Source organism: Marvinbryantia formatexigens DSM 14469 (assembly GCF_025148285.1).
GTDB lineage: Bacteria > Bacillota > Clostridia > Lachnospirales > Lachnospiraceae > Marvinbryantia > Marvinbryantia formatexigens.
The window spans coordinates 2,850,160-2,871,632 of record NZ_CP102268.1 but is presented as its reverse complement, the minus strand read 5'-3'; the positions used below and the strand labels follow the sequence as shown (position 1 = coordinate 2,871,632).

The 21,473-nt window shown below is 50.2% G+C and carries 22 protein-coding genes; 3 read left to right on the top strand and 19 right to left on the bottom strand.

Going from position 1 to position 21,473, the window contains the following annotated elements; genetic code table 11:
• Window positions 1–8 precede the first annotated feature (8 nt).
• From NQ534_RS13470 to NQ534_RS13420, 11 genes are all read right to left on the bottom strand, one after another.
• The gene (locus NQ534_RS13470) at window positions 9–1,589 is read right to left on the bottom strand and encodes an ABC transporter substrate-binding protein (protein WP_006863798.1); all 1,581 of its coding nucleotides are present in this window, start codon (window positions 1,587–1,589) and stop codon (window positions 9–11) included.
• A 112-nt stretch (window positions 1,590–1,701) separates the two neighbouring features.
• On the bottom strand, window positions 1,702–3,462 hold the full coding sequence (gene dnaK, locus NQ534_RS13465; protein WP_040784898.1) for a molecular chaperone DnaK: 1,761 nt from the start codon (window positions 3,460–3,462) through the stop codon (window positions 1,702–1,704).
• A 102-nt stretch (window positions 3,463–3,564) separates the two neighbouring features.
• A complete protein-coding gene (locus NQ534_RS13460; protein ID WP_006863800.1) occupies window positions 3,565–4,410 on the bottom strand; it encodes a J domain-containing protein in 846 nt (281 codons plus the stop codon).
• Window positions 4,403–5,227, bottom strand: a complete 825-nt coding sequence (locus tag NQ534_RS13455) for a DUF5685 family protein (protein WP_006863801.1) — start codon at window positions 5,225–5,227, stop codon at window positions 4,403–4,405. The genes NQ534_RS13460 and NQ534_RS13455 overlap by 8 nt, the downstream gene beginning before the upstream one ends.
• A gap of 117 nt (window positions 5,228–5,344) precedes the next feature.
• Window positions 5,345–6,466: a flagellin lysine-N-methylase gene (gene fliB / locus NQ534_RS13450; RefSeq protein ID WP_006863802.1), complete on the bottom strand. Its 1,122-nt coding sequence runs from the start codon at window positions 6,464–6,466 to the stop codon at window positions 5,345–5,347.
• Window positions 6,467–6,478: 12 nt separating this feature from the next.
• Complete coding sequence (locus NQ534_RS13445; RefSeq protein WP_006863803.1) at window positions 6,479–6,883, bottom strand: CGGC domain-containing protein; 405 nt, start codon at window positions 6,881–6,883, stop codon at window positions 6,479–6,481.
• 105 nt (window positions 6,884–6,988) lie between these two features.
• Window positions 6,989–7,798, bottom strand: coding sequence for an HAD hydrolase family protein (locus NQ534_RS13440; protein WP_242655407.1), 810 nt, complete (start codon window positions 7,796–7,798; stop codon window positions 6,989–6,991).
• 8 nt (window positions 7,799–7,806) lie between these two features.
• Window positions 7,807–9,378: an asparagine synthase (glutamine-hydrolyzing) gene (gene asnB, locus NQ534_RS13435; RefSeq protein WP_050778373.1), complete on the bottom strand. Its 1,572-nt coding sequence runs from the start codon at window positions 9,376–9,378 to the stop codon at window positions 7,807–7,809.
• Window positions 9,379–9,786: 408 nt separating this feature from the next.
• Window positions 9,787–10,374 carry a 50S ribosomal protein L25 gene (locus tag NQ534_RS13430; RefSeq protein ID WP_006863807.1) on the bottom strand — a complete coding sequence of 196 codons (588 nt, stop codon included), beginning with the start codon at window positions 10,372–10,374 and terminating at the stop codon, window positions 9,787–9,789.
• A 343-nt stretch (window positions 10,375–10,717) separates the two neighbouring features.
• The gene (locus NQ534_RS13425; RefSeq protein WP_006863809.1) at window positions 10,718–11,035 is read right to left on the bottom strand and encodes a branched-chain amino acid transport AzlD family protein; all 318 of its coding nucleotides are present in this window, start codon (window positions 11,033–11,035) and stop codon (window positions 10,718–10,720) included.
• A complete protein-coding gene (locus tag NQ534_RS13420) occupies window positions 11,025–11,747 on the bottom strand; it encodes an AzlC family ABC transporter permease (RefSeq protein WP_040784900.1) in 723 nt (240 codons plus the stop codon). Before NQ534_RS13420 ends, NQ534_RS13425 begins: the two co-directional genes overlap by 11 nt.
• Window positions 11,748–11,915: 168 nt before the next feature.
• On the opposite strand from NQ534_RS13420, the gene NQ534_RS13415 reads away from it, so the two are divergent.
• Window positions 11,916–12,749 carry a TrmH family RNA methyltransferase gene (locus NQ534_RS13415; protein ID WP_006863811.1) on the top strand — a complete coding sequence of 278 codons (834 nt, stop codon included), beginning with the start codon at window positions 11,916–11,918 and terminating at the stop codon, window positions 12,747–12,749.
• 61 nt (window positions 12,750–12,810) lie between these two features.
• On the opposite strand, the gene NQ534_RS13410 is transcribed toward NQ534_RS13415, so the two are convergent.
• The 8 genes from NQ534_RS13410 to NQ534_RS13375 all read right to left on the bottom strand — a co-directional run bounded on the left by NQ534_RS13410 (window position 12,811) and on the right by NQ534_RS13375 (window position 19,711).
• Window positions 12,811–13,776, bottom strand: a complete 966-nt coding sequence (locus NQ534_RS13410) for a hypothetical protein (protein ID WP_006863812.1) — start codon at window positions 13,774–13,776, stop codon at window positions 12,811–12,813.
• Window positions 13,766–13,999: a helix-turn-helix domain-containing protein gene (locus NQ534_RS13405; RefSeq protein WP_006863813.1), complete on the bottom strand. Its 234-nt coding sequence runs from the start codon at window positions 13,997–13,999 to the stop codon at window positions 13,766–13,768. The genes NQ534_RS13410 and NQ534_RS13405 overlap by 11 nt, the downstream gene beginning before the upstream one ends.
• Before the next feature lie 16 nt (window positions 14,000–14,015).
• On the bottom strand, window positions 14,016–14,996 hold the full coding sequence (locus NQ534_RS13400; RefSeq protein WP_006863814.1) for a hypothetical protein: 981 nt from the start codon (window positions 14,994–14,996) through the stop codon (window positions 14,016–14,018).
• Between the two features lie 222 nt (window positions 14,997–15,218).
• On the bottom strand, window positions 15,219–16,253 hold the full coding sequence (locus NQ534_RS13395; protein WP_006863815.1) for an alcohol dehydrogenase: 1,035 nt from the start codon (window positions 16,251–16,253) through the stop codon (window positions 15,219–15,221).
• A 22-nt stretch (window positions 16,254–16,275) separates the two neighbouring features.
• Window positions 16,276–16,638, bottom strand: a complete 363-nt coding sequence (locus tag NQ534_RS13390; protein ID WP_006863816.1) for a nucleotide pyrophosphohydrolase — start codon at window positions 16,636–16,638, stop codon at window positions 16,276–16,278.
• Between the two features lie 12 nt (window positions 16,639–16,650).
• A complete protein-coding gene (locus NQ534_RS13385) occupies window positions 16,651–18,411 on the bottom strand; it encodes a DUF2075 domain-containing protein (protein WP_006863817.1) in 1,761 nt (586 codons plus the stop codon).
• Between the two features lie 176 nt (window positions 18,412–18,587).
• The gene (locus tag NQ534_RS13380; RefSeq protein WP_006863818.1) at window positions 18,588–19,316 is read right to left on the bottom strand and encodes a MerR family transcriptional regulator; all 729 of its coding nucleotides are present in this window, start codon (window positions 19,314–19,316) and stop codon (window positions 18,588–18,590) included.
• A 143-nt stretch (window positions 19,317–19,459) separates the two neighbouring features.
• Window positions 19,460–19,711, bottom strand: coding sequence for a fatty acid kinase subunit FakA-related protein (locus tag NQ534_RS13375; RefSeq protein ID WP_006863819.1), 252 nt, complete (start codon window positions 19,709–19,711; stop codon window positions 19,460–19,462).
• A 335-nt stretch (window positions 19,712–20,046) separates the two neighbouring features.
• Between NQ534_RS13375 and NQ534_RS13370 the strand changes: the two genes are divergently transcribed.
• Together NQ534_RS13370 and NQ534_RS13365 are read left to right on the top strand one after the other, a co-directional pair.
• A complete protein-coding gene (locus NQ534_RS13370) occupies window positions 20,047–20,853 on the top strand; it encodes a GNAT family N-acetyltransferase (RefSeq protein WP_006863820.1) in 807 nt (268 codons plus the stop codon).
• A gap of 19 nt (window positions 20,854–20,872) precedes the next feature.
• Window positions 20,873–21,220, top strand: a complete 348-nt coding sequence (locus NQ534_RS13365) for a GNAT family N-acetyltransferase (RefSeq protein WP_006863821.1) — start codon at window positions 20,873–20,875, stop codon at window positions 21,218–21,220.
• The last annotated feature ends 253 nt before the right edge of the window (window positions 21,221–21,473 follow it).

Below are 21,473 nucleotides of genomic sequence, written 5' to 3'. Positions count from 1 at the left end.
AAAACTGATTACTCCCATTCCCACTCGTCTACGTTATTGATAATCGACCAGCCATGTCCGTGCGGATGAATTTTCTGTTCTGCTACGGTCAGACCGTCGCGCACAAAATAAAGATGGTCAACGTTGCACAGCCATATCCACGGGATATCCCCCTCCTGTGTGATGCCGGTCTCGCCATCCCACTGCGCTTTTTTCCACAACTCGTAGGCATCCTCCAGATTATCTGCCTGCAGCGCCTCATCCATGTAGGCGTCCACCGTTTCATTTGCGTAGGGCGAAAGCTCCGCCAGCCCGCTGTCCGTTGTGTGATAAATGTTGTAAAGCTCCATCGGCGTGTGCGCACCCCAGCCCCAGACAAGCGCATCCGACTGTGCTCGCGTGTAGGCGGTATCCCAGCCCACGCCCTCTGTCGTCACATCAATGCCAAGCTCTTTCAGCTGGTTAGCGGTATCCTCCGCCAGCGCCTGCCGGACCGAATCGCCGTTGGAAAACATCAGCGTAAGCTCTGCGCGCACGCCATCCTTTTCCCGGATACCGTCCGCTCCTTCCGTCCAGCCTGCTTCCTCCATCAGCCGCTTCGCCTCGTCGAGGTTATATTCCGTCTCCGCCGCATCATTGTACCACGGCATCTTATCACATACGCTGTACGCCGCCGTGCCATAACCGTTTAAGACATTTGCAATCATTTCCTCCCGGTCGATGGCAAGATTGATTGCCCGGCGCACATTCACATCACATGTTAATGCATTTCCATAAGTAACGCCGTCAATTTCTGTCGGCTCAATCGTCGGAAGGTTAATGCCGCGGTTATCCACCGTTTCCACACTCAGCAGATTGTAGCCCGCTATATCCATATCACTGTATGCCGCCGCGGTATGCGCAACATCCACCTGTCCCGCCATTGCCGCCGCCAGTGCTGCATCTTCTTCCATAAACAGGACTGTCACTTTCTGGATTTTCGGCGCCTCCCCGTAATAATCGGGATTTGCCTCAAAAATCACCTGCTGTCCCTGATCCCACTGCTTCATAATGTAACGTCCGGAACCGATGGGATTCCATCCGTAATTTTCGTCATAGGCGTGCTCCGGCACAATACCGACGATTGCCATCGTATACGGCCAGATGGAGTACGGCGTATTCATATGAAATTCTACCGTAGTATCATCCACCGCCACCGCTTCCTTCAACATGGTAAAATCATTTACCGAGCTGTTATCCCGGCAGTTATTATAGGTAAATGCAACATCCTGCGCCGTCAGCGGTTCTCCGTCCGTAAACTTCACATCATCACGGATTTTTACCGTCCAAATCAGCCCATCCTCGCTGCAGGAATATTCCGTCGCCAGGTCATTTTCAATGGACAGATCCGTCGTGGTGCGCACCAGCGTGCTCTGAATCAACGGCTCGTGCATATGCTCGCCCGCTCCCCAGCCATAAGCCGGGTCAAACCCCGATGCCGGTTCTGAGCTGGCTGGCATCGTCACGATCACCGAGCTGTCGTCCGCACCTGCAAGCGCCGTTGTTCCCGTGCCAAGTACAAGCGCCGCAGAAACAGCACACAAAAATCCCATTATTTTTCGTAACCTCATACTGTGTTACCCCCTTCTTTATCACATAAAGTTTTCGTAAAAAACCGGTTTTGTACATTATAACCACAAAAAAATCCCCCCACAAGCCCGGTGGGGGGATAAAATTTTTTACTTATGATATAATCTGTGTAGCAGACTGTGTGAGCTGCTCCTTCGCCCTGCGGATTTCCTCCAGCTCCGATTCGGAGATTTTATCCAGGCGGCATTTATTAAGTAACTTCTGCAATGTGTTGCAGTCATTTTTAATCTGCTTTTTGTCCGCCTTGTCCAAATTCTTCTTTTCTTCCTTCAGCGCACGCTGCACCTGTGTTACCAGGCTCTGCGCTTCGCGCGTCAGCTCCATCGCATCCACGCGCATCTGGTCCTGCCCGGCGTATTCGCTCGCGTCACGGATTGCCTGTTCGATTTCCGCCTCCGACATACGGTCATTCGCCGTAATCGTGATGGACTGCTCCTTTCCGGTGTCCAGATCCTTCGCCGAAACTGTCAGGATGCCGTTTGTATCGATGTCGAACGTTACCTCTATCTGCGGCACACCGGCAGGCGCACGCTTGATTCCCTTCAGGCGGAATTTTCCGATAGTTTTATTATCCTTCGCCATCGGGCGTTCTCCCTGAAGCACATGTATCTCCACATCGCGCTGATACGGCGCCGCTGTGGAAAATACCCGCGAAAAGCGTGTCGGCAGCGTGGAATTGCGCTCTATCAGACGGGTGGCAACGCCGCCCACCGTCTCAATAGAAAGACTGAGCGGAATCACATCCAGAAGCAGCAGATCCTGTCCGGTGCCCGCTGTCACCAGCGCATTCCCCTGCAGCGTGCTTCCGAGAATCGCCGCGCCCTTCGCCACACACTCATCCGGATTGATATTCCGGGATGGCTCCTTTCCGGTAAGAGCACGCACCTTTGCCTGGATTGCCGGCACTCTGGTAGAACCGCCGACAAGCAGCACTTTTCCCAGCTCGGAAGCGGCAATTCCGGCGTCGTTTAAAGCGCTCTGCACCGGTCCCGCCGTCCGCTCAATCAGATCCCTGATCAACTCCTCAAACTTGGCGCGCGTAAGCACAACGTCCATGTGCACCGGGCCTTCCCTGCCCGTGGTGAGGTACGGCAGTTCAATATGTGCACTGTCCGCGGTGGAAAGCGTCTTTTTCGCCTGCTCCGCCGCCTCGGTCACTCTCGTCATCGCCGCAATGTCACGTGTTAAATCTATATGATGTTCTTCGCGGAAGCTTCGCACCAGCCAGTCACGAACGCGCGCGTCAAAATCATCGCCGCCCAGATGATTGTCGCCCGCCGTCGCAAGCACCTCGATAACGCCCTCGCCGATTTCAATCACAGAAACATCAAAGGTACCGCCGCCCAGGTCGTAAACCATTACCTTCTGCGGCTCCCCGTGATTCAGTCCGTAGGACAGCGCCGCACTGGTCGGCTCATTAATAATACGCTTTACATTCAGTCCGGCGATGCGCCCGGCGTCCTTTGTCGCCTGCCGCTGGATATCATTAAAATATGCCGGAACCGTAATGACCGCATCTGTCACCGGCTCCCCGGTAAAGCTCTCCGCGTCTTTTTTAAGCTGCATAAGAATCATGGCGCTGATGGTCTGCGGCTTGTATTCTTTTCCGTCGATGCGGATGCTCCAGTTGGTCCCCATGTGACGTTTCACGGAGCTGATTGTGCGGTCGGTATTCGTCACCGCCTGTCTGCGCGCCGCATCCCCGACAATGCGCTCGCCTGCTTTTGAAAATGCCACCACGCTCGGCGTTGTCATCGCGCCGGAGGCGGACGGGATAATCACCGGCTCCCCGTTTTCCACAACCGATACGCAGCTGTTTGTTGTTCCAAGGTCAATTCCAATTACTTTACCCAAAATTCTTCCTCCTGTTATCTGGTCCGGTCATGCCGGAGCAATTTCCCGTTATCTGAACCGGATTTGCCGAAATAATCTGTGACTTTTCATTTTCTCTGCTCTCTAGCAGCAGCGGCAGAAAGTGCAGAAGAACTGCAGCAAACAGAAGCTCATGCACATCCGGCTGAAACCGTCCGCATATTTCTGATATTCCTGCCCGTTCTGATTATAAGTGTCCCCGGTCTGCTGCATACATTGAAGCGTCTGCCGGTAAACGGTATTATCCGGCTCTCTCTGCAGCGCCTTCTGAATCTGCTCTACCGCCAGAATCGTATTGCCCAGCCCGTAATTGGCAAGCGCGCTCAGATAAAACCACCTTGCGTTGCGGTTTGCGCTGACAATGCTGTTCAGCGTCTGGTTTGCGTAGCTGTATTGTTTCATATTGATGAAGTCGATTGCCTGCCGGATGTCGGCGCTGTCCTGCGGCTGCGCGCTCGGTCGCGGCATTTCCCGCGTCTGTCCGAAGCCAAACATGTCGTCAAAATCAAAACCGCCAAAACCGCCATAGCCTCCATAACCGCCCTGCTGTCTGCCGTAGCCGCCGGAACCATTTCCATAGCCGCCGTTTCCGCCGTAGCCGCCGGAACCGTTTCCATAGCCGCCGCTTCCGCCATAGCCGCCGGAACCGTTTCCATAACCGCTTCCGCCATAACTGCCGTTGCCGCCTCCGTAGCCGCTTCCGCCATAGGAGCTGCCGGGACCGCGCGACTGCTGACGGTTCTGATATTTTTCCGGGTTATTCAACATATCATATGCTTCATTTACCTCGTTCATCTTTTCGGCAGCCACCGGGTCGTCCGGATGCAGGTCCGGGTGATATTCCTTCGCCTTTTTGCGGTATGCCCGCTTTATTTCATCCTTCGTCGCGTCCCTTGACACGCCGAGTACCTTATATGGGTCGTCAATCATGGGATTTCTCCTTTCCCAGTATCCGTGCGTAGTATTGCTGCCATACTCCGCCGTACAAAATATTTTTCAGCAGGTGCTCATCCTGCACCAGCGGCAGCTTCTCAAACTGATGTGTGGCATTTCCGATTGCCATCGTCAGTGTCGCTTCCATTTCCTCCGGCTTTTTCTGCATACCAACCAGCGGATTATAATTCTTTTTCTTTAAATCCTTTTTGTAATCCATCACAGCATCCATAAGATAGATAAACCTTCCCAGCTCATACCCGAAGGTGCGCAGACTGTTGCTCCAGAAATCCTCCTTATACACAAAAAGCTCTGCAAGCATTTTCCCGGAACAGTTCACCGCATCGTCCGGCATACTTGTGTGACATTTTTCAATCACACCCAGCTCTTTGATGCTGTCCGCCACCGCCCGGCTCTGCCTTGGATACTGCTGCACGATTTTCCGGAAGCTTTTCTCCATTATCTTCGCGTAGCGGTACTTCAGATGACTGCGTTCATCCTCCCAGTCGTCAAGACACTTATGATAAGATAAAAGTACCGTCATATCCGCAGCGTATTCAGTAAACATATTTTCCACCGCCGTCTTTTTCCGGGCGGGGTGTACCGCGCAGCGGAAGCATTGTTCCGTCTCCTCCGGTTCATACAGGGAGGAAAGAAACAATATCAGAAACGTCATGTCATAATTCAGGCTCATGCGCTCCATCTGCCCAAACCGGTCCCCCAGGCTTTTGCACAAGCCGCAGTATACTTTCTGATACCGGTCCAGCTCTTCCTGCGAGAGCCCTTTTCTGTTGCAAATGATATATCCAAACATTTCTTTTGCTCCTTATTTTGTCCATTACAGATAATTGTACCTTCCACAGAAAATAAGTCAACGGCTTTTATGTTTTTTTTATGGTTCTGGACAATTTTTTATAATTCCCTGTATATTTCAGAAAGAAAACGGCAGCGTTTCTATCTTCCTCAGATTATCGTCCGAGTGCTCCACCTCACGGGAGTAGCGGTACACCACATCGACAATATCCTCTCCGTCAAGCATCTGCCCATTTTTCAGCCAGCGTGCTTTCAGAATTTCTTCAATGGTTTCTGCGCCGAGCAGCGCCATTTTCATTTTGGGCAGCACCTGTCCGTCATAGACCGCCCCGCAGAAATACGTACTCACAAAATATACCAGAAGCTGCTCCTTCTGGATTTCCCACATGGGATAGTTCTCTGCCAGCCAGCTTTGAAATTCCGCCGTCGCCCGCGCATATTCCTGCGCCGTATGCCCCAGGAACAAAAGCTCCTCCACCTCCAGAAGCTGCACATCCCACTCCTGCCGGAGCAGCTCCAGCTTAAAAAGCCCCCGGAAATTCTCTTTTGCCGCCGCAAAACGTCCTTCCGCATCCGCCTGCTCTTCGCACATCCGCTCTCCGGCAAACTGCTCTGCCGTCTCTTTCTGATATTTTTCCAGTACCTGGCGGCATTCAAACAGCTCTCCCCGGTTTATGCGGCTTTGCATATCATGTGCGATGCCGTAGGACAGCCGCTCCCGCACACCGACCGGAAGCGCACGCTTCTGCAGAATCCGCAGAATCACATCGCGCGCGTCAAACAGCATGGAATAAAGCAGTTCGTCAAACTCCTCATAGGTTTCCTGCCGCGCTGTTTCCGCCGTCTGAAATGTCACAGGAGCAGTATGCTGCATCAGAATTTTTGCAACCTCCGGACACGACAGGGACAGCGTGATTTCCCGCACGCCCTCAAATTCCTCGATATGCCGCGGATAACGTCTGCAGGTTCTGCACAGATTTGCGTTTCCCAGCGCGGTATAAAGGTCACACAAATTTTCATCATTCAGAAACGCGCAGCGCTTTTCTTCCTTCTGACGAAAAACCTGCTCCTTCCAGTCAGTTCCACGGCGCAGCCGTCTCCGGAAGCTTCCCTTTACCGTCTTATATTTTTTCAGTGACTTTTTGTCGATTACAATCTGCCAGCCCGCGCAGCAGGTATCCTCGCAGGCGCTGGCAGTGCAGTGAAATTCCGTATAATAATCCGGTCTTATATATAACAACGTGCTTCCCCCTTAATGTGTTCCGTCCACAACCGAAATCCCCCGGCTCTCCAGCTGTTCCACAATCTTTTGTATCGTCTCACAGCGTTTTCCTGCACGGTCCTTTGTACAGACCCCCACATGAACCACCTCTATATGTTCCTCCTGCAGACGCTGGAGCTTTTCCTGTATACCGGCATCCGTAAGCGGATCCCTTCCGCAGCCATTGCACCGGAAAAACGCCGCCAGCTCTGTTTCCTCATTCCGGTACCTCTCAAAGCTCTTCTCTTTTCTTAAAAATGCCCTGAAGCAGGATGCCCCGGTACAGATTTCATTTGCCTTCAGACAATTCAGCATTGCAATTTTTTTCATATCTTTCTCCTTTCCAGGCTGCGCCAGACAGCCATTTTTCTTTTCCGTCCGCTCCTGCTGCGCCATATATGCCGCCTCTTCTCAAAATGCAGAAAACGACCGCCGGACTTATCATCCGCAAGTCGTTTTCCGGAACAGCGTTCTTACGCTTCAGACCGCCTCCTGCGCCACTTATTGTACAGCTAATAAATACCGGATTGCTTCCGCCACACCGTTTTCATCATTGGAGGCGACTACCCTGTCCGCTGCGCTTTTCAGCCCCGCAACCGCATTCTGCACGGCAAAGCACATCCCCGCCTCCCGGAACATGGAAAAATCATTTTCGCCGTCCCCGATGCACGCCGTTTCCTCCTGTCCGATATCAAGATGCTTTTCCACGGCGGCAAGCGCCGTCCCTTTTGTGGCGTTTCGGGAATAGATTTCCACATAATTTCCGGCATACGCCGCAGCCAGCTCCGGATAATGCCTCAGCGCCTGTTCCGTGCGCCTGCGGGCACTCTGACTGAAAAAGAAAAACTGAAGTTCTTCCACATCCGACTGCATTCCGGCTGCATAAGCAACAATATCCCGGAGCGCTTTTGCGCTGGCTGCATCTTTTCCATACTGAAGCCGCCCAAGCGCCGCCAGAAGCTTTCCCTGCACCAGGTACTCATGGTCGATGTGAACCGTCATTCCCACACCTTTTCCGCCGCACTCCCGCATCAGCTCCACAGCCGTTTTCTGCGGAATCAGTGCACGGAAAATATCTCTGCCTGTGCTGATATCCGTCACTGACGCTCCATTTGAGGTAATCACATACCGGAACAGATTTTCCTTCTTCAACTGATACGGCAGGCAGGTAAGCGCGCGTCCGGTCGCGGGAACTATCTCTATCCCCTGCGCTCCTGCCCTGCGCAGCCACTTAAGATTTTCATCGCTGATTTTGCTTCTGGAATTTAAACAGGTTCCATCCATATCAATCGCAAGCAGCTTCCTTTTCAAAACGCAACTCATACAGTATGTGCTCCGTTCCTGCCGGAATCCGCATGAGCGCCAAAGTATTCTTCATACCACACAAGAAATGTGTAAATGGTCCATACCTTGCGCCAGTTATCCGAATTACCGCCAATGTAATCCGCAAGTATCTCATTGATTTCTTCCACATTGAAAAACTCCGCCGCCGCATCACTGTTAAATTTCGCATGCACGTCCTGATTATAGCGCTCATCCGCCATCCAGATGCGGATCGGCACAATAAAGCCCAGCTTTTTGCGGAATGCAATTTCCTCCGGCAACACCTTCGCTGCCGCTGTGCGGAAAGCCACCTTGTTCTGTTCGTCGTTTACTTTAAACCTGGACGGCATCCGGGACGCGATGTCAAATATTCTCCGGTCTGTAAGCGGCATACGGATTTCCAGCCCTGCCGCCGTACTCATCTTATCCACATTCAGATAAATATCGCCCTCCAGCCATATCTGAATATCCACATCCGACATTTTTGTAAGTGCATCCAGCCCTTCCGTCTCCTCATATATCTCTTTTACCAGATTAATCGGCAGCACATCCCCGCGGTAACGCTTCAGAATTTTCTTCTTTTCATCTTCCTTCATGATATTAGTGTTTCCGACATAAAAATTCTTCAGATTATCGCCGTAGCGCTCCGCATTACGATACATATTGTAGCCGCCGAAAAATTCATCAGCGCCTTCTCCGGAATAACAGAGCTTCGTGTGCTTTGCGGTCTCCCGGCAGGCGATCGCGAAAGCTATCGCAGACGCGTCCCCCAGCGGCTGCTCCATATGATACATCACATATGGTACGATTGCAAAATATTCCTCCGGAGTAATCCGGCAGCGGCTGTTTGCCCTTCCGAGAATCTGCGCCGTGCGCAGCGCCAGAGGAGATTCATCAAAGCGCGCCTCATCATAGCCGCAGGAATCCGTCATCTGCACATCCGACATCGCCAGCACATAGGAAGAATCTACGCCGCCGGACAAAAAGGATTCCGCTGTTTCCTCCGCTGATTTTACCTCCGGCATGATTTCCTTTATCGTTTCATGTATTTCCTCCGCCCAGTCCTCCAGGGATTTGCTCTCATCCGGTTCAAACTTTGGCGTCCAGTAACGGGCGATTTCCAGCTTTCCATCCTGCCAGATAAGATAGCGCCCCGGCATCAGCTTTTTCACGCCTTTAAAAAAGGTGTCTTCTCCCGCGACATAGGTGAGGCTGAGATATATCTGCAGCATATCCTCATTTAATTCCTTCACAAAGCCCGGCTGCTCCATAATCTGACGGATAGTCGTACCATAAAGCAGCCTGCCGTCCGACGTCACATAATAATAAAACGGTTTCGTTCCAAACTGATCCCGCAGGCAGAACAGCTTCTGCGCCTCCTCATCCCACAGGGCAAAAGCGAACATCCCATGCATGTGATCCGCCATCCGACAGCCCCATGTCTCATAAGCTTTTATGAGAATTTCTGTCTCACGCGCCTCTCTGGATAACGCCATGTCAACACCCAGCTCTTTGCAGAGCGCCTCCCAGTTACGGATATGTCCTCTGTATTCTTTTACTGTTATCATCTGTATCCTCCCAGCATGTATCATATCACATATTATATCATGTTAAATTCCATTTGCAGACCATGCAGCACCGGCAGTATTCCAATATTACTTCAATATTACTTCCATCTCACTTCCATGTTACATCCAGGCGATTGCTGATAATCACCTGCGACTGCAGCTCTCTGACCTGGTTGTGTATATAGGTGAGGTACTGGTTAAAATCACGTTTTTCGTTGGAGCACTGCCGCAATACCCGCGCTGTCCATTTTCAATATACCGTACAGCACCGGGAAAATCAAGTACCGGTTCCCGAAGGTATGCAAAAAAATACCCAAAAAAGCAGGGTCATCCTGGACCCTGCTCTTTCTGATTCTCTTTTTGTTCTTTACGGTTTTTTCTTTATGTTTCTTTTTTGTTTCTTCTCTTTTATTTTTCTTCCTCTGCTGCAGTCTCTTCTTCCGGAACCGCCTTATTGTGAATCTCGGTTACTGTTACTACCACTGCTTCCGGGTCTGTCATCAGATGAATCTTCTCATTGGAGGCAATATCCAGATCCTTTACAAGAACCGTGTCTCCGATTTTCATATTTTCCATATTGATTTCCACTTTATCCACCAGCGCCTCCGGAACTGCCTTGTACGCAATCTCATGAAGCTTTAACTGAATCAGACCATTTACTACTTTTTCATGATTCAGCAGCACGACCTCGGCTACCGAATGTACTTCCTCACCGCTTACCAGCGCCTGGAAATCAATCTCATCAATCTGGCGTTTCATTGAATTGTAGTCAATTTCTTTAATCAGCACATCCAGCTTTCTGCCTTCTACATCCAGCATAATCTGGCTGCCCTTGTTACATGTTTTTAAGAGACGTTCTGCATCCTTTTTCGTAATCTGTACCGGTATGGATTCTTTCAGTTCTTTTCCAAATACATTTCCGGTAACATATCCTTCCCGTCTGAGTTTCTTTGCCTTTGTGTCCAAACTTCTTTTTTCAGCTTTTAAAGTATTCATTTATCTTTTCCTCCATAATCACTGAATGCCTGGCAGGCTTACATTCCACAATGCAGGTCTGTTAAGTATCTCCTTCTTGTTACACTCACAGTATAACACCTATAGCAGAAAAAGATTAAACAAAATGAAAAAAAATGCTGTGCGTTTTTTTACAAAACTGCACAACATTTATCCACACGATATATTGTCCACGAGACTGGAAGGGGCCGCCCCAGCTCACGGCAATTTCTGACGCCGCATTATTTCTCCGCGCGGAAGCAGAAGGCGGCGTGATAAAAGTGTCGAGGTCAACCTCATACAGCCGCCGCATTATTTCTCCACACGGAAGCAGAAGGCGGCTCCATCATGGCAGGAGCGGCAGAATCCTCTCGACGATAAAGACGGCTCCGCACGCCAGAAGCGCTACGGTAAGCAGGCTCTTTTCTTTATAGGCGGCAATTACGGCTACCACAAACCCAATGACTGCGGAAACAGTGCTTTCCGTTGCGGAGAGAATCGCCGGAAAGGTCATTGCCGCCAGACATGCATACGGCACATAATATAAAAATGATTTTATGTACGGACTGGTAATCTCTTTCTTTACAAGTGCCATCGGCAGCATACGGATAAGATATGTCACACCCGCCATTACCAGAATGTACACATAAATATTATGATTCATGAGCGCTTTCCTCCTGTTCCTCCTTAATCGGGCTGACGTACGCGGCAATGCCCGCCACGAGCAGCGTCGTAATAATAATCACAAAACCGGATGAGATATTTTTCAGTACCGGGGCCACCGCAAACAGACTGCTGACTGCCATTGCACCAAGCACAACACCCGCCACTGCGCGGCTTTTCTTGGCGGGCGGAATAATAATGGCAAGAAACATACCGTATATCGCCACGCTCAGCGCGCTTACCACAAATTCCGGGAGCAGATTACCGGAAATAGCCCCCGCCAGCGTTCCAAGGGTCCAGCCCGGTATCGCCACACACATTGCTCCGTAATTATACCAGGGGCTTACCCTTCCCTCCTGGCTGGCGCTGATGCCAAAAATTTCATCCGTAATTCCAAATGCTACCAGACACCTGTGCGGCAGCGCGGTATTTCTCTCCAGCTTCTGGGAAAGTGAAAAAGACATCAGACAATAGCGCAGATTAATAATAAGCTGCGTCAATGCCATTTCCCAGTAAGAGCCCGCCGCAAGTATGATATCCAGACCGGCAAACTGTCCTGCCGATGTGAGATTCGTAAGTGAAATCAGTACCGCCTGCCAGATGCCAAGCCCGCCGGACACTGCCATCATACCAAACGTAAACGATACGGCAAAGTATCCAAGCGCAATCGGCACGCCATCCCGCAGACCTCTTTTAAAGCTCTCGCGTTTCATGAAACGCCCCTCCGTTTCCTCAAAAATCAGACTTTTGTTATTGTACCACTCCCGATACGGAACTGCAATCAGAAACTGATAAATTCTTTGACACCCCTGCCGGAAGCATCTATAATAATTCCGGGATATCACATAAAACCCATCATTTCAAGCAGGAGGAAATTCGTCATGCCGCATATTATTGAAATCACTAATTTTAACGCCCCGGAGCTGGATGTCTATGCCCGCCTCACAGAAGGACAGCTTCTCAACCGCCACGAACCGGAAAAAGGGCTTTTCATCGCAGAAAGCCCTAAGGTGGTGGAACGCGCGCTGGATGCCGGCTGCATTCCGGTATCGCTTTTACTGGAACGAAAACACATTGAAGGTGAGGCGCGCGATGTCCTTGCGCGCTGCGGGGATGTGCCGGTCTACACGGCTGATTTTGATGTGCTGACAAAGCTTACCGGGTTTGCGCTGACACGCGGTGTGCTCTGCGCCATGCGACGTCCGCCCCTGCCCTCTGTCCGGGAGGTGTGCAGCGGCGCGCGCCGGATCGCCGTACTGGAAAATGTGATGAATCCCACTAATGTCGGCGCAATCTTCCGCTCTGCGGCGGCGCTTGGCATGGATGCCGTTCTTCTCACCCCCGACTGCAGCAATCCGCTGTACCGCCGCTCCATCCGCGTCAGTATGGGCACTGTTTTCCAGATACCCTGGACCTGGCTGACGGCCAAAGAAACGCAGCATTTCCCGTCGTATGTCCGCTTTCTGAAAAGTCTCTGCTTTGGAACTGCCGCAATGGCGCTGACTGACAGCTCCATCCCGGTTTCTGACCAGCGGCTCGCCGGGGAGGAAAAGCTTGCTGTCATACTCGGCTCGGAGGGTGACGGACTTTCTGCCGCTACGCTCGCAGACTGTGATTATACCGTCCGCATCCCGATGGCGCATGGCGTTGATTCTCTGAATGTTGCCGCGGCAAGCGCTGTCGCCTTCTGGGAACTTTGCAGATGCTCCGGATAGCTTCCGGAAATTCTCCTGCGCGGCGCCGCCGCAGCCAGAGCTTTTCGCACCGGAGGCTCCCCTAATTCCATTCCAGAACAGTTTCCTGCCCCGCCAGGATCCCGTTTCCGGATTCATACCAGGTCTTCATGATGTTCTCCGCGTCCTCCCGGTTGTCGTATACCGCTCTGGTAAAAAAGCGTTCGCCGGACAGCCGTTCTTTTTCTGTCTCCGTCAGAAGATACGCCGCTCCCGGCTCCAGCTTCAGACTTTCCGGGAGCGTTCCTGGAACAAACTCCTGCTTTTTCAGACACTGATGCGCTTCATCCATCTGATAAAGTGTGATCCTGACCGGCGGATACATGGTTGCATAGCTGAGTGCGACACTGCTTTTTTCCGTTTTGCACTTTCCGTTCCCCGTAGTCCGAACCTCCCCATCCAGGGTAGACGTAAAGTAGACGCTTTCCTCTCCCGACTCCCCGCTTGTACTAAAGCCGCTGCCACCCGTCAGATAAATCCGCCCGTCCGCAGTCTGAAACACCGGGTTCATATAGTAGGCAATATCCTTATCTGCCTGTCCCGGCACGATATAAATCGTCCCCTTCAGGCTTAATTCACTGCTATCATCTGTGACATTGATATCTGTGCTCACATCCGAAATGCCAGCGCTATACACAGAATCCCACGTCTGCGCTCCCTCACTGCTCTCATGGTTCACGGCAAAGAAGGAAATGCCCTCCAGCTCTCCAAAGGAAATATCCCAGTCAGACGCATTTTCACTGCCCTTTTTATCGATTACCGCATACAGCTTCTGCTCGTAGCCGACGGTATTTCCAATCTGGATTTCCCCTGCATTTTTAAACTGTGAGACATGGTCCTGCAGATATGCCTCCATATCAAAAAGGTCCGGATAATCCTCCGTAATAAAAGCGCCAATCAGCCGGTCCTCCCCGCCCTCTGCTCCCGCGCCCGGAATCGCCAGAGAACAGCCGCTCAAAATCATCGCCGAAAGTATTCCCAGAGCCGCCGCACATTCTTTACGTTTCATGATTTTCCTCCTCCCCAAGCTCCCCGTCGAACTTTAAAATATCTCCCACATCGCAATGCAGAAAATAACAGATACGGTTGATGGTATGGAAACGGACGCCCTTTGCTTTTCCGCTGCGCAACACCGAAAGATTGGCTTCCGTAATTCCAACCAGCGCATAAAGCTCCTTCGACGTCATTCCCCGCTCCTTTAATACATTTTCCAGACAAACCCGAATTCCCATATTTTTCCTCAGCCTGTTATATAAATAAATCGTGTTCCTGCTTCATTCTCTGGTCCTCCTGCAGATAACGCGCCGCCAGCAGCATTGCCAGCACAAATACGATTGAAAGTACCGGAAAGCGGATAAAAATATCCATCTGATAAAGCCGCTCCCGCAGAAGAAACTGCAGCACATGAAACAGAATTTCCGCCCCAATCGTAACAGAGAGCGCCATCCGGCAAAAGTCCGCCAGCTTTTTTACCGCGCCGACCGCCTCTTCAGAATAGCGGTCCTTTCCCAGCGCATCCAGCATCCGGAGCGCCAGAAATGCCGCCGCCAGGTCCATGCACCAGGGAAGCGCTCTTATCAGAAACTGGAACACCAGAAAAACATACGTGGGGATCAGCTCCTGCGCCGGTCCATACAGCGCCGTCACCTCCACCGATATGCTGTTGCCGCTCTGCACATTCTGTATCGCCGAAAACAGCCATCCCAGCTCCTGCCCGGACACTCCGTAGACAAAAACCGCCATCATAAACAACAGCAGAAGCTTCAGCGCCTCCTGCAGCTTTTTTGCATCAGCCGACGCATACATACAAAGCATTCGCAGAGCCAGATAGCCGCACAGCACCGCATAAAAAGTGCCGCCCGGTATCCATTTTGCGCTGCCCGCCGCACCCGCACCCAGAAGCCCCGGATTAATCATATAATAATTTACGACAAACAGCAGCACGCTCAGAACAATCAGCAGCCAGTCCGCACCGCACAGACGCTTTTTCGCCCGCAGGAAATAATAAACAGCGCACGGAAGCAGCCCCAGCAGCAGATAAAGCAAAATCGCTGCCAGATTGCCCGCCGTCCCGGACAGCGAAAGCATACGCAGCCCCAGACCAATCTGCTCAAACGGAAACGCCGCAATAGATGTAAACACCCCGGAAAGCTGTATCTGCGGCAATGCAAATATCACACAAAGAATCGCCTCCAACGCCAGCGCAGAATAAAAATACCGGTATCTCATATCGTCACCTCCAGACGGACAGACCTCGCTCTGGTTTATCCAAACCGTGTCTCCCTCGCAAAAATTATTGTTTTACGATAATTCTTTAAGAAAAGTATAGCACAAAATTATCGTTTGTCAATAATTTTGTGCCATCTTTTTATCAGACGCCGCACCAGAGACATAACAGCGTTACTGTTTGCTCCGTTCGCCGTAGCGTGACAGTCCGGTCAAGCTGTCCTGTCAGCACCGCACCGCTACCTTTATCACATGGTCTTTTCTGTTTTCAAATACATCATACGCCTCCGCAATTTTTTCCAGCGGATATTCGTGTGTAATCAGCGGCGTCGTGTCAATTTTCCCCTGCGCAATCAGCGCCAGCAGCTCCTCACAGTCGCAGCCGTCCACCCCGCCGGTCTTAAACGTCAGATTTTTCCCGTACATCTGCGGAAGCGGCAGTATCTGGTCCTCCTCATACAGCGCGACCACAGTCACGATTCCGTTCGGTCTTGCGCACTGCCATGCCGTCCGGAAGGTGTCCTTCGCGCCCGCCACCTCCAGCACCACGTCCGCGCCGCCGTGCGGGCAGTACCGCGCAATCGTCTGCGTAAGCTCCTCCGGCGCTGCGGCAATTACCTGCGGATAATGGCTGCGCACAAACGCCAGCCGTTCCTCATCCTTCTCGCATACGATAATCTGTCGTGGCTGCTTCAGCATCGCGCAGAGCAGCGTACAGATGCCGGTCGGCCCCGCGCCCAGAATCAGCACGGTATCCTCCGCGGTGATTTCTGAAATGCGCGCCGCCCAGAACCCCGTAGCCAGTACATCCCCCACGAAAAGCGCCTGCTCGAAGGAGACCGTATCCGGAATCACCGTCAGCCCCTGGTCAGCATACGGGACGCGCACAAATTCCGCCTGCCCGCCGTCAATCCGGCAGCCAAGCGCCCAGCCGCCGTTTTTATCCGTGCAGTTGTTCACATAACCATGCCTGCAGAAAAAGCATTCCCCGCAAAATGTCTCCACATTCACGACCACCCGGTCGCCCGGCTTCACTTTTGTGACCGCACTGCCCACCGCTTCCACAATCCCGACCATTTCGTGCCCGACGGTAATCCCCGGCACTGCCCGCGGAACCGCTCCGTGTTTAATGTGAATATCGCTGGTGCAGATGCTCGCCAGCGTCACCCGCACAATAGCGTCTTTCTCATCCGCAAGCTCCGGCAGCGGCTTTTCCAGAAGCCGGAAATCTCCCGGTGCAACATATGTATATGCTAACATTTTCTCCCTGCTTTCTCTGTTCTTATCGTATTTCCGTATATTTTAAGTTGCTTCCCCGGCTCTTTTCCACCGGGTATTTTTCCGCATTTCTGGCAATTTTTTTATTTAGGATTTCTCCAAGGTCAATCTGGTTTTTCTGGGCAAACCGCAGAATAAAGAAAAAGGTATCCGCCAGTTCCTCCTCCACATGCTCCCGTTTTGCTTCATCCGCAAAAATTTCCTGCATCTCGCTCTCTGATTTAAACCGGAAAATATCCAACAATTCATTCGCTTCCGTAGAGATACCAATTGCCAGGTCCTTCGGATTGTGGAACTGGTCCCAGTCCCTTTCCTCACAAAACGCCTGCACTCTGCCAGTCAGTTCTTTTATCGTACTCTCATTCATAATCCTTCTTCCTCACTTCACCGCCGCATCCTGCAGCGCCTTTCTAAGCTCCTCATCATATGCGTAAAGATACAGTCCGTTTATACCGCGCGTCATCAGCACCCGAACCTCGTGCTGTATCAGCATTTCACCAAATTTCCGCTTCGTTCCGTCGGACAATGTCCGGTTTTTTACTGCATTTTTATTACAGCTTTTTCCAGGATCAAAAATAATCTCACCATTGCGATATGTTACAGACGGTCCCAGAATAACTCCCACATAATTCAGATCAAATCCCTGTATCGTATAAGTTGAGCCAATCTCATTGATAGTCTGAGGCTGCTCCGCCCAGGCAAGCTCCTTTATATCCTTACGCTCCTTTGCCTCCATATCCTTCTGAAGCTGATAATTCCACGGCTTATGCCAATGCTTTATCATAACCTCCCAGTATTTTGTTACTCTGTTTTCCGGCAGCTTTTTCTTATCATACTTCCAGTCATAAGTAGCAACCATACGGGAAAGCGCTGTTTTCCTGCATCTGCCTTTTTGTTTTATCGCCCGCTCCAATTCTACAGGCTCATCAAACACCCGTATCTCATATCCAGTTGAATCATCCGGTATTTTTATCAGTCTGCGTTGCTTTGTGAAAGCATCTATCCACGCTATCGTCTGCTCATCAGCCGCCATTCTGAGCTGATTTTTCAGTTCACGGTAATTGCCCTGTTCTTTCGCCATTTGTTTATACCGCTCCAGAAGCTCCGCCTCCCAGTATTGATCTGCCGTCAGAATCTGATTTTCATCAAACATAACTACCGTTATCCTCGCACGGTCTATAATATCACGAAGCTGCCCCTTTCCTTTATATGACATTCTGCCTTGTGTCAGCAAAAGATGCGCCTCATCAACAAATGCTACGTCAACAGGATTCTCTGGACGATGCTGATTAATAAACGTGGTCGGCTTGCAGACAATCTCCCCAAATTGCTCTGTTAAACCAAGCTTCTTTGCAATCTGCTCATACACCTTACGCTGCTCTTCGTGATTTACCATCAAATAACACTTCAAATTACCCAGACCAAACTCTTCCGCACGGTTATAAAGTTCATAAAAAGTACTGCTGTTCAGAACCGTCTTTCCAGTTCCCGCCTCTCCTTCAATAAAAATCAACTGCTTCTTTTTATTTTCCTTCAGCGCTTCCATCACTTTCCGAACAATCAGTTCCTTTGCTCTTTCCTGGTCAGCCGTCAGCTTATGCAGCGGAGATGCTTTAAACAGCGCAGAATCCCTGATTGCACTTTCCTCCAGAAAAAGATTATCATCTATTTTCCGCAGTTTCTTCCAGATTTCCCGGAAAATCCATTCAAATTCCTTCTCCGGATAATATTTATTCTGCGGATTTCCCCGGACATTATAAACTTTCCGTACACTTTCTATACTCATCATATACTGTATCAGGCGGTTCTCAACATCCCTTGTGAGTGATGTATTAAAGTGCTCATGACCAATAATCAACAGTTCTGCTTTATTTTCCACGAGCTTTTCCGACCATTTCTTCCCATTTTCCACATCCGTAAGATGCTGCCTGGTACGCCGAATAATACTGTTGGTCTCACCAATATATACCTCATACGTCTTTTTATACTTCCAGTTATGAATATACACCGTTGGATAATCCAGAAGGATTTCCTGCTCCTTTATTGCTGAATCAGCGCGCAGCTCCTCTTCAAACTTTATCAGAGAGGCTTCATTGTCCTCGATTTTGCGTATGACTGGCATTGCAAGCTTCTTCTTCATCCACAATTCCTCTTTTGCATTTTGTGATATCAGAATCCCTGTACATATTTATGATTATAGCATCGAAAAAAGAGAAAGACAACCACGCCTTTCCCTTTCATACTTTTCTCCACCTGCCATGTTATTGTACGCACCAACTTTAAACGCCTGCTGCACTGCGCAGTCAATTCTGTGGATTACCGGCAGAAACTCTCAATCGCTTTTTGTACAAACACTGCCGTTCCGGTGCCGCCCGCACGGTCAATATTCTCCGTAAATTCTCCGCCAGCGGCATACATGCAGCCAAGCGACTGCAGAATTTCCGGCGTACACTGGTAATAATGTGCGGTAATGTAATCGCGCAGCTTTTCCACCTGCCGCTGCACAATCCCATCATGCACATCCGTATCCCGCATCTGCCCGAATTCCCGGAAAATATCCATCAGTCCCTCGCCGAGACCCAGCTCCTCCCTGGCGGAGCGGTATTTCGCTTTTTGCTCAAACTCTTGATAAGCCTCTGTGCTGCCCCACGCTTCCTTTGCCCTCCTGGCATAGTCATCCATCTTCTTCGTATCAAATGCGCTGAAATCTAACATATTTTTCACTCCTGTCTGCTGTATTTCACGGGCAAGGCTGATTAGATTTTCAATATGCTCCTTCTGCAGACTAAGCAGCGCAATCTGCTGCTCCAATGCCTTTGCTCTGTCAAAATCCGTGCTTTGCAGAATCTTCTGAATATCCTTCAGCGGAAATTTCAGCTCGCGGAACAGCAGAATCATCTGCAGCTTCTCCAGAGCCTTATCGTCATAAAGCCGGTACCCCGATTCCGTCACCTCTGCCGGATGCAGAAGCCCGATGGTATCGTAATAATGAAGCGCACGTATACTTACGCCCGTCAGACTGCTGACCTCTTTTACTGTTCTCATTGCCTTCCTCTCCTTCCGTGTACATTCAGTGTAAAGTATGACGCAGGGTAAGAGTCAAGCACTTTTGAAATATATTACTTTTCAATATATTACTTTTTAATATACTGCTTTTGCTGAAATGCGTTTCTTCTTACTTCGTCTCTTTAGCCCTTCAGTCCACGCGCCTGCCGGTCCATATCCTCCACAACGATATCATAGATCTCGCCGAGTGTCGCACAATATTCCAGCACCTCCCACGGCTTATTTGTGTGGAAATGGATTTTAATCAACTCCTCGTCTCCTACTGCCAGCAGGCAGTCTCCCTGGAAATGCTCTGTAAAATAATCGCTGATTTCGTCCTCGTCCAAATCTTTTCCTTCAATCAATAACTGTGTATCATACTTAAATTCTAACATTTTGTCCTCCCCTTTCTTAACTATTCTTTTGTGATGTCTCCGGCAAATGCTCTGGCATCCATCTGTTTCCAGCCCATCTTATCATATTACTGGAATTTTTTCCACTGAAATATAACCGCTGCTGTCCTGAGCTGGCTCAGGCATCCGCTGCAAGCGGAATAAGGCGTAACATATAGATAGTTACAGTTCAAGCATGCAGGAAAAAGGAGAAGACAGACCGTGCCGATTTATCTGCTAAGGAATGTATCGGATAATGTACACAGCAGCATTGCGCGACACGACTGCCATGTGCTATACTAATATCTGATATTTCACTTATTGTTGAGGTTGGGAAAATGATATACGAAACTACCGTCACCGCACATATTGCCCGCCTGTTTGACGGCTGGGAAGAAACCATTATCTGGTCCTGTCTGCAGGGTGTTATGGGAAAGCTTTATGCAAATGATACGGAAAATCCGACGGCTGTTATGGCAATCCTCGCCGATTTTGCTTTTTTTGCCGGCAGACCGGATGCAGAGCTTGCCGCCTATAAGCCAGAATGGTGCCGCCAGGATTTTATTATCCTTGTCCCGCAAAATGATGCGTGGAAGGAACTGCTGCTGCGCTGCTATGGTACAAAAGCAACCATCGTCACCCGCTACGCTTTCCATAAAGAACCAGATATCTTTGATATAAAGAAGCTGGAGAAAATTGTCAGCCGCCTGCCGGCAGACTGTGACCTTTCCATAATTGATGAACACTTTTACAATCTGTGCAGGGCAGAGAGCTGGAGCCGTGACCTGGTAGCGCAGTTTAAGGATTATGAGACATTCCACCGGCTTGGAACCGGGGTGGTGTTACATAAAAATCATGTAATCCTCTCCGGCGCCTCCTCCTATACCCGGTACCGGGAAGGCATCGAAGTTGAGATTGATACCAGAGAAGATTTCCGGAGACAGGGATTCGCCTGTCTGTGCGGTGCAAAACTCATTCTGGAATGCCGGAAACAAAATCTCTATCCAAGCTGGGACGCGCAGAATGCGGCTTCCGCCGCGCTTGCGCAAAAGCTTGGCTACCGTTTCAGTCACACCTACACTGCAATCGAAATACGCGGGTATCTTGATGCTGCCCTTTCCCGTTACGCAGGAATCCTTCCATAACTTTTTGAAAAAACTTTCAATGAAGCAGACGTGCTGCGCATACGTCGCAACGGAGGATACCGGACAACCGGTCGGCTTCTTCTGCTATTCTGTCGACACAGAAAATAATACCGGATTTCTCAAATTTATCATAGTGGACAAAGAGAAACGCCAAAAAGGCTATGGAAAAGAAATGCTAAATCTCGCATTACAGTATGCTTTTCATATAACAGGCGCCGGGCTGGTGCAGCTAAATGTATTTGCCAAAAACGCCGCAGCAAAACGATGCTATGAAAAAATCGGATTCGTTGAAAACCATTTTGAAAAAAATGTTTTTGAATTTAAAGATGAATTGTGGAGCCGGTATAATCTGGTGATTTCAAAGTAGCAGTTTCTCTGTTCCCATACCGATTCGTTTTTCTCCGAAGCAAATCTGAATTATGTAAAGAAATCCGTGCAGGAGCTGAAAAACGGAAAGAGTACCGCACACAGGCTGTCCGACGAAGAAGGCTAAAAAAATAACTGCCGCAATCCACAATCATACTTGAGCTTTGCGGCAGCTATTTTCTGTCATTATGTAACTTTCTGTCCCTCACAGAATTTCCGGAGTTCGGCTATTGTCCAGAACAGAACATCTGTGT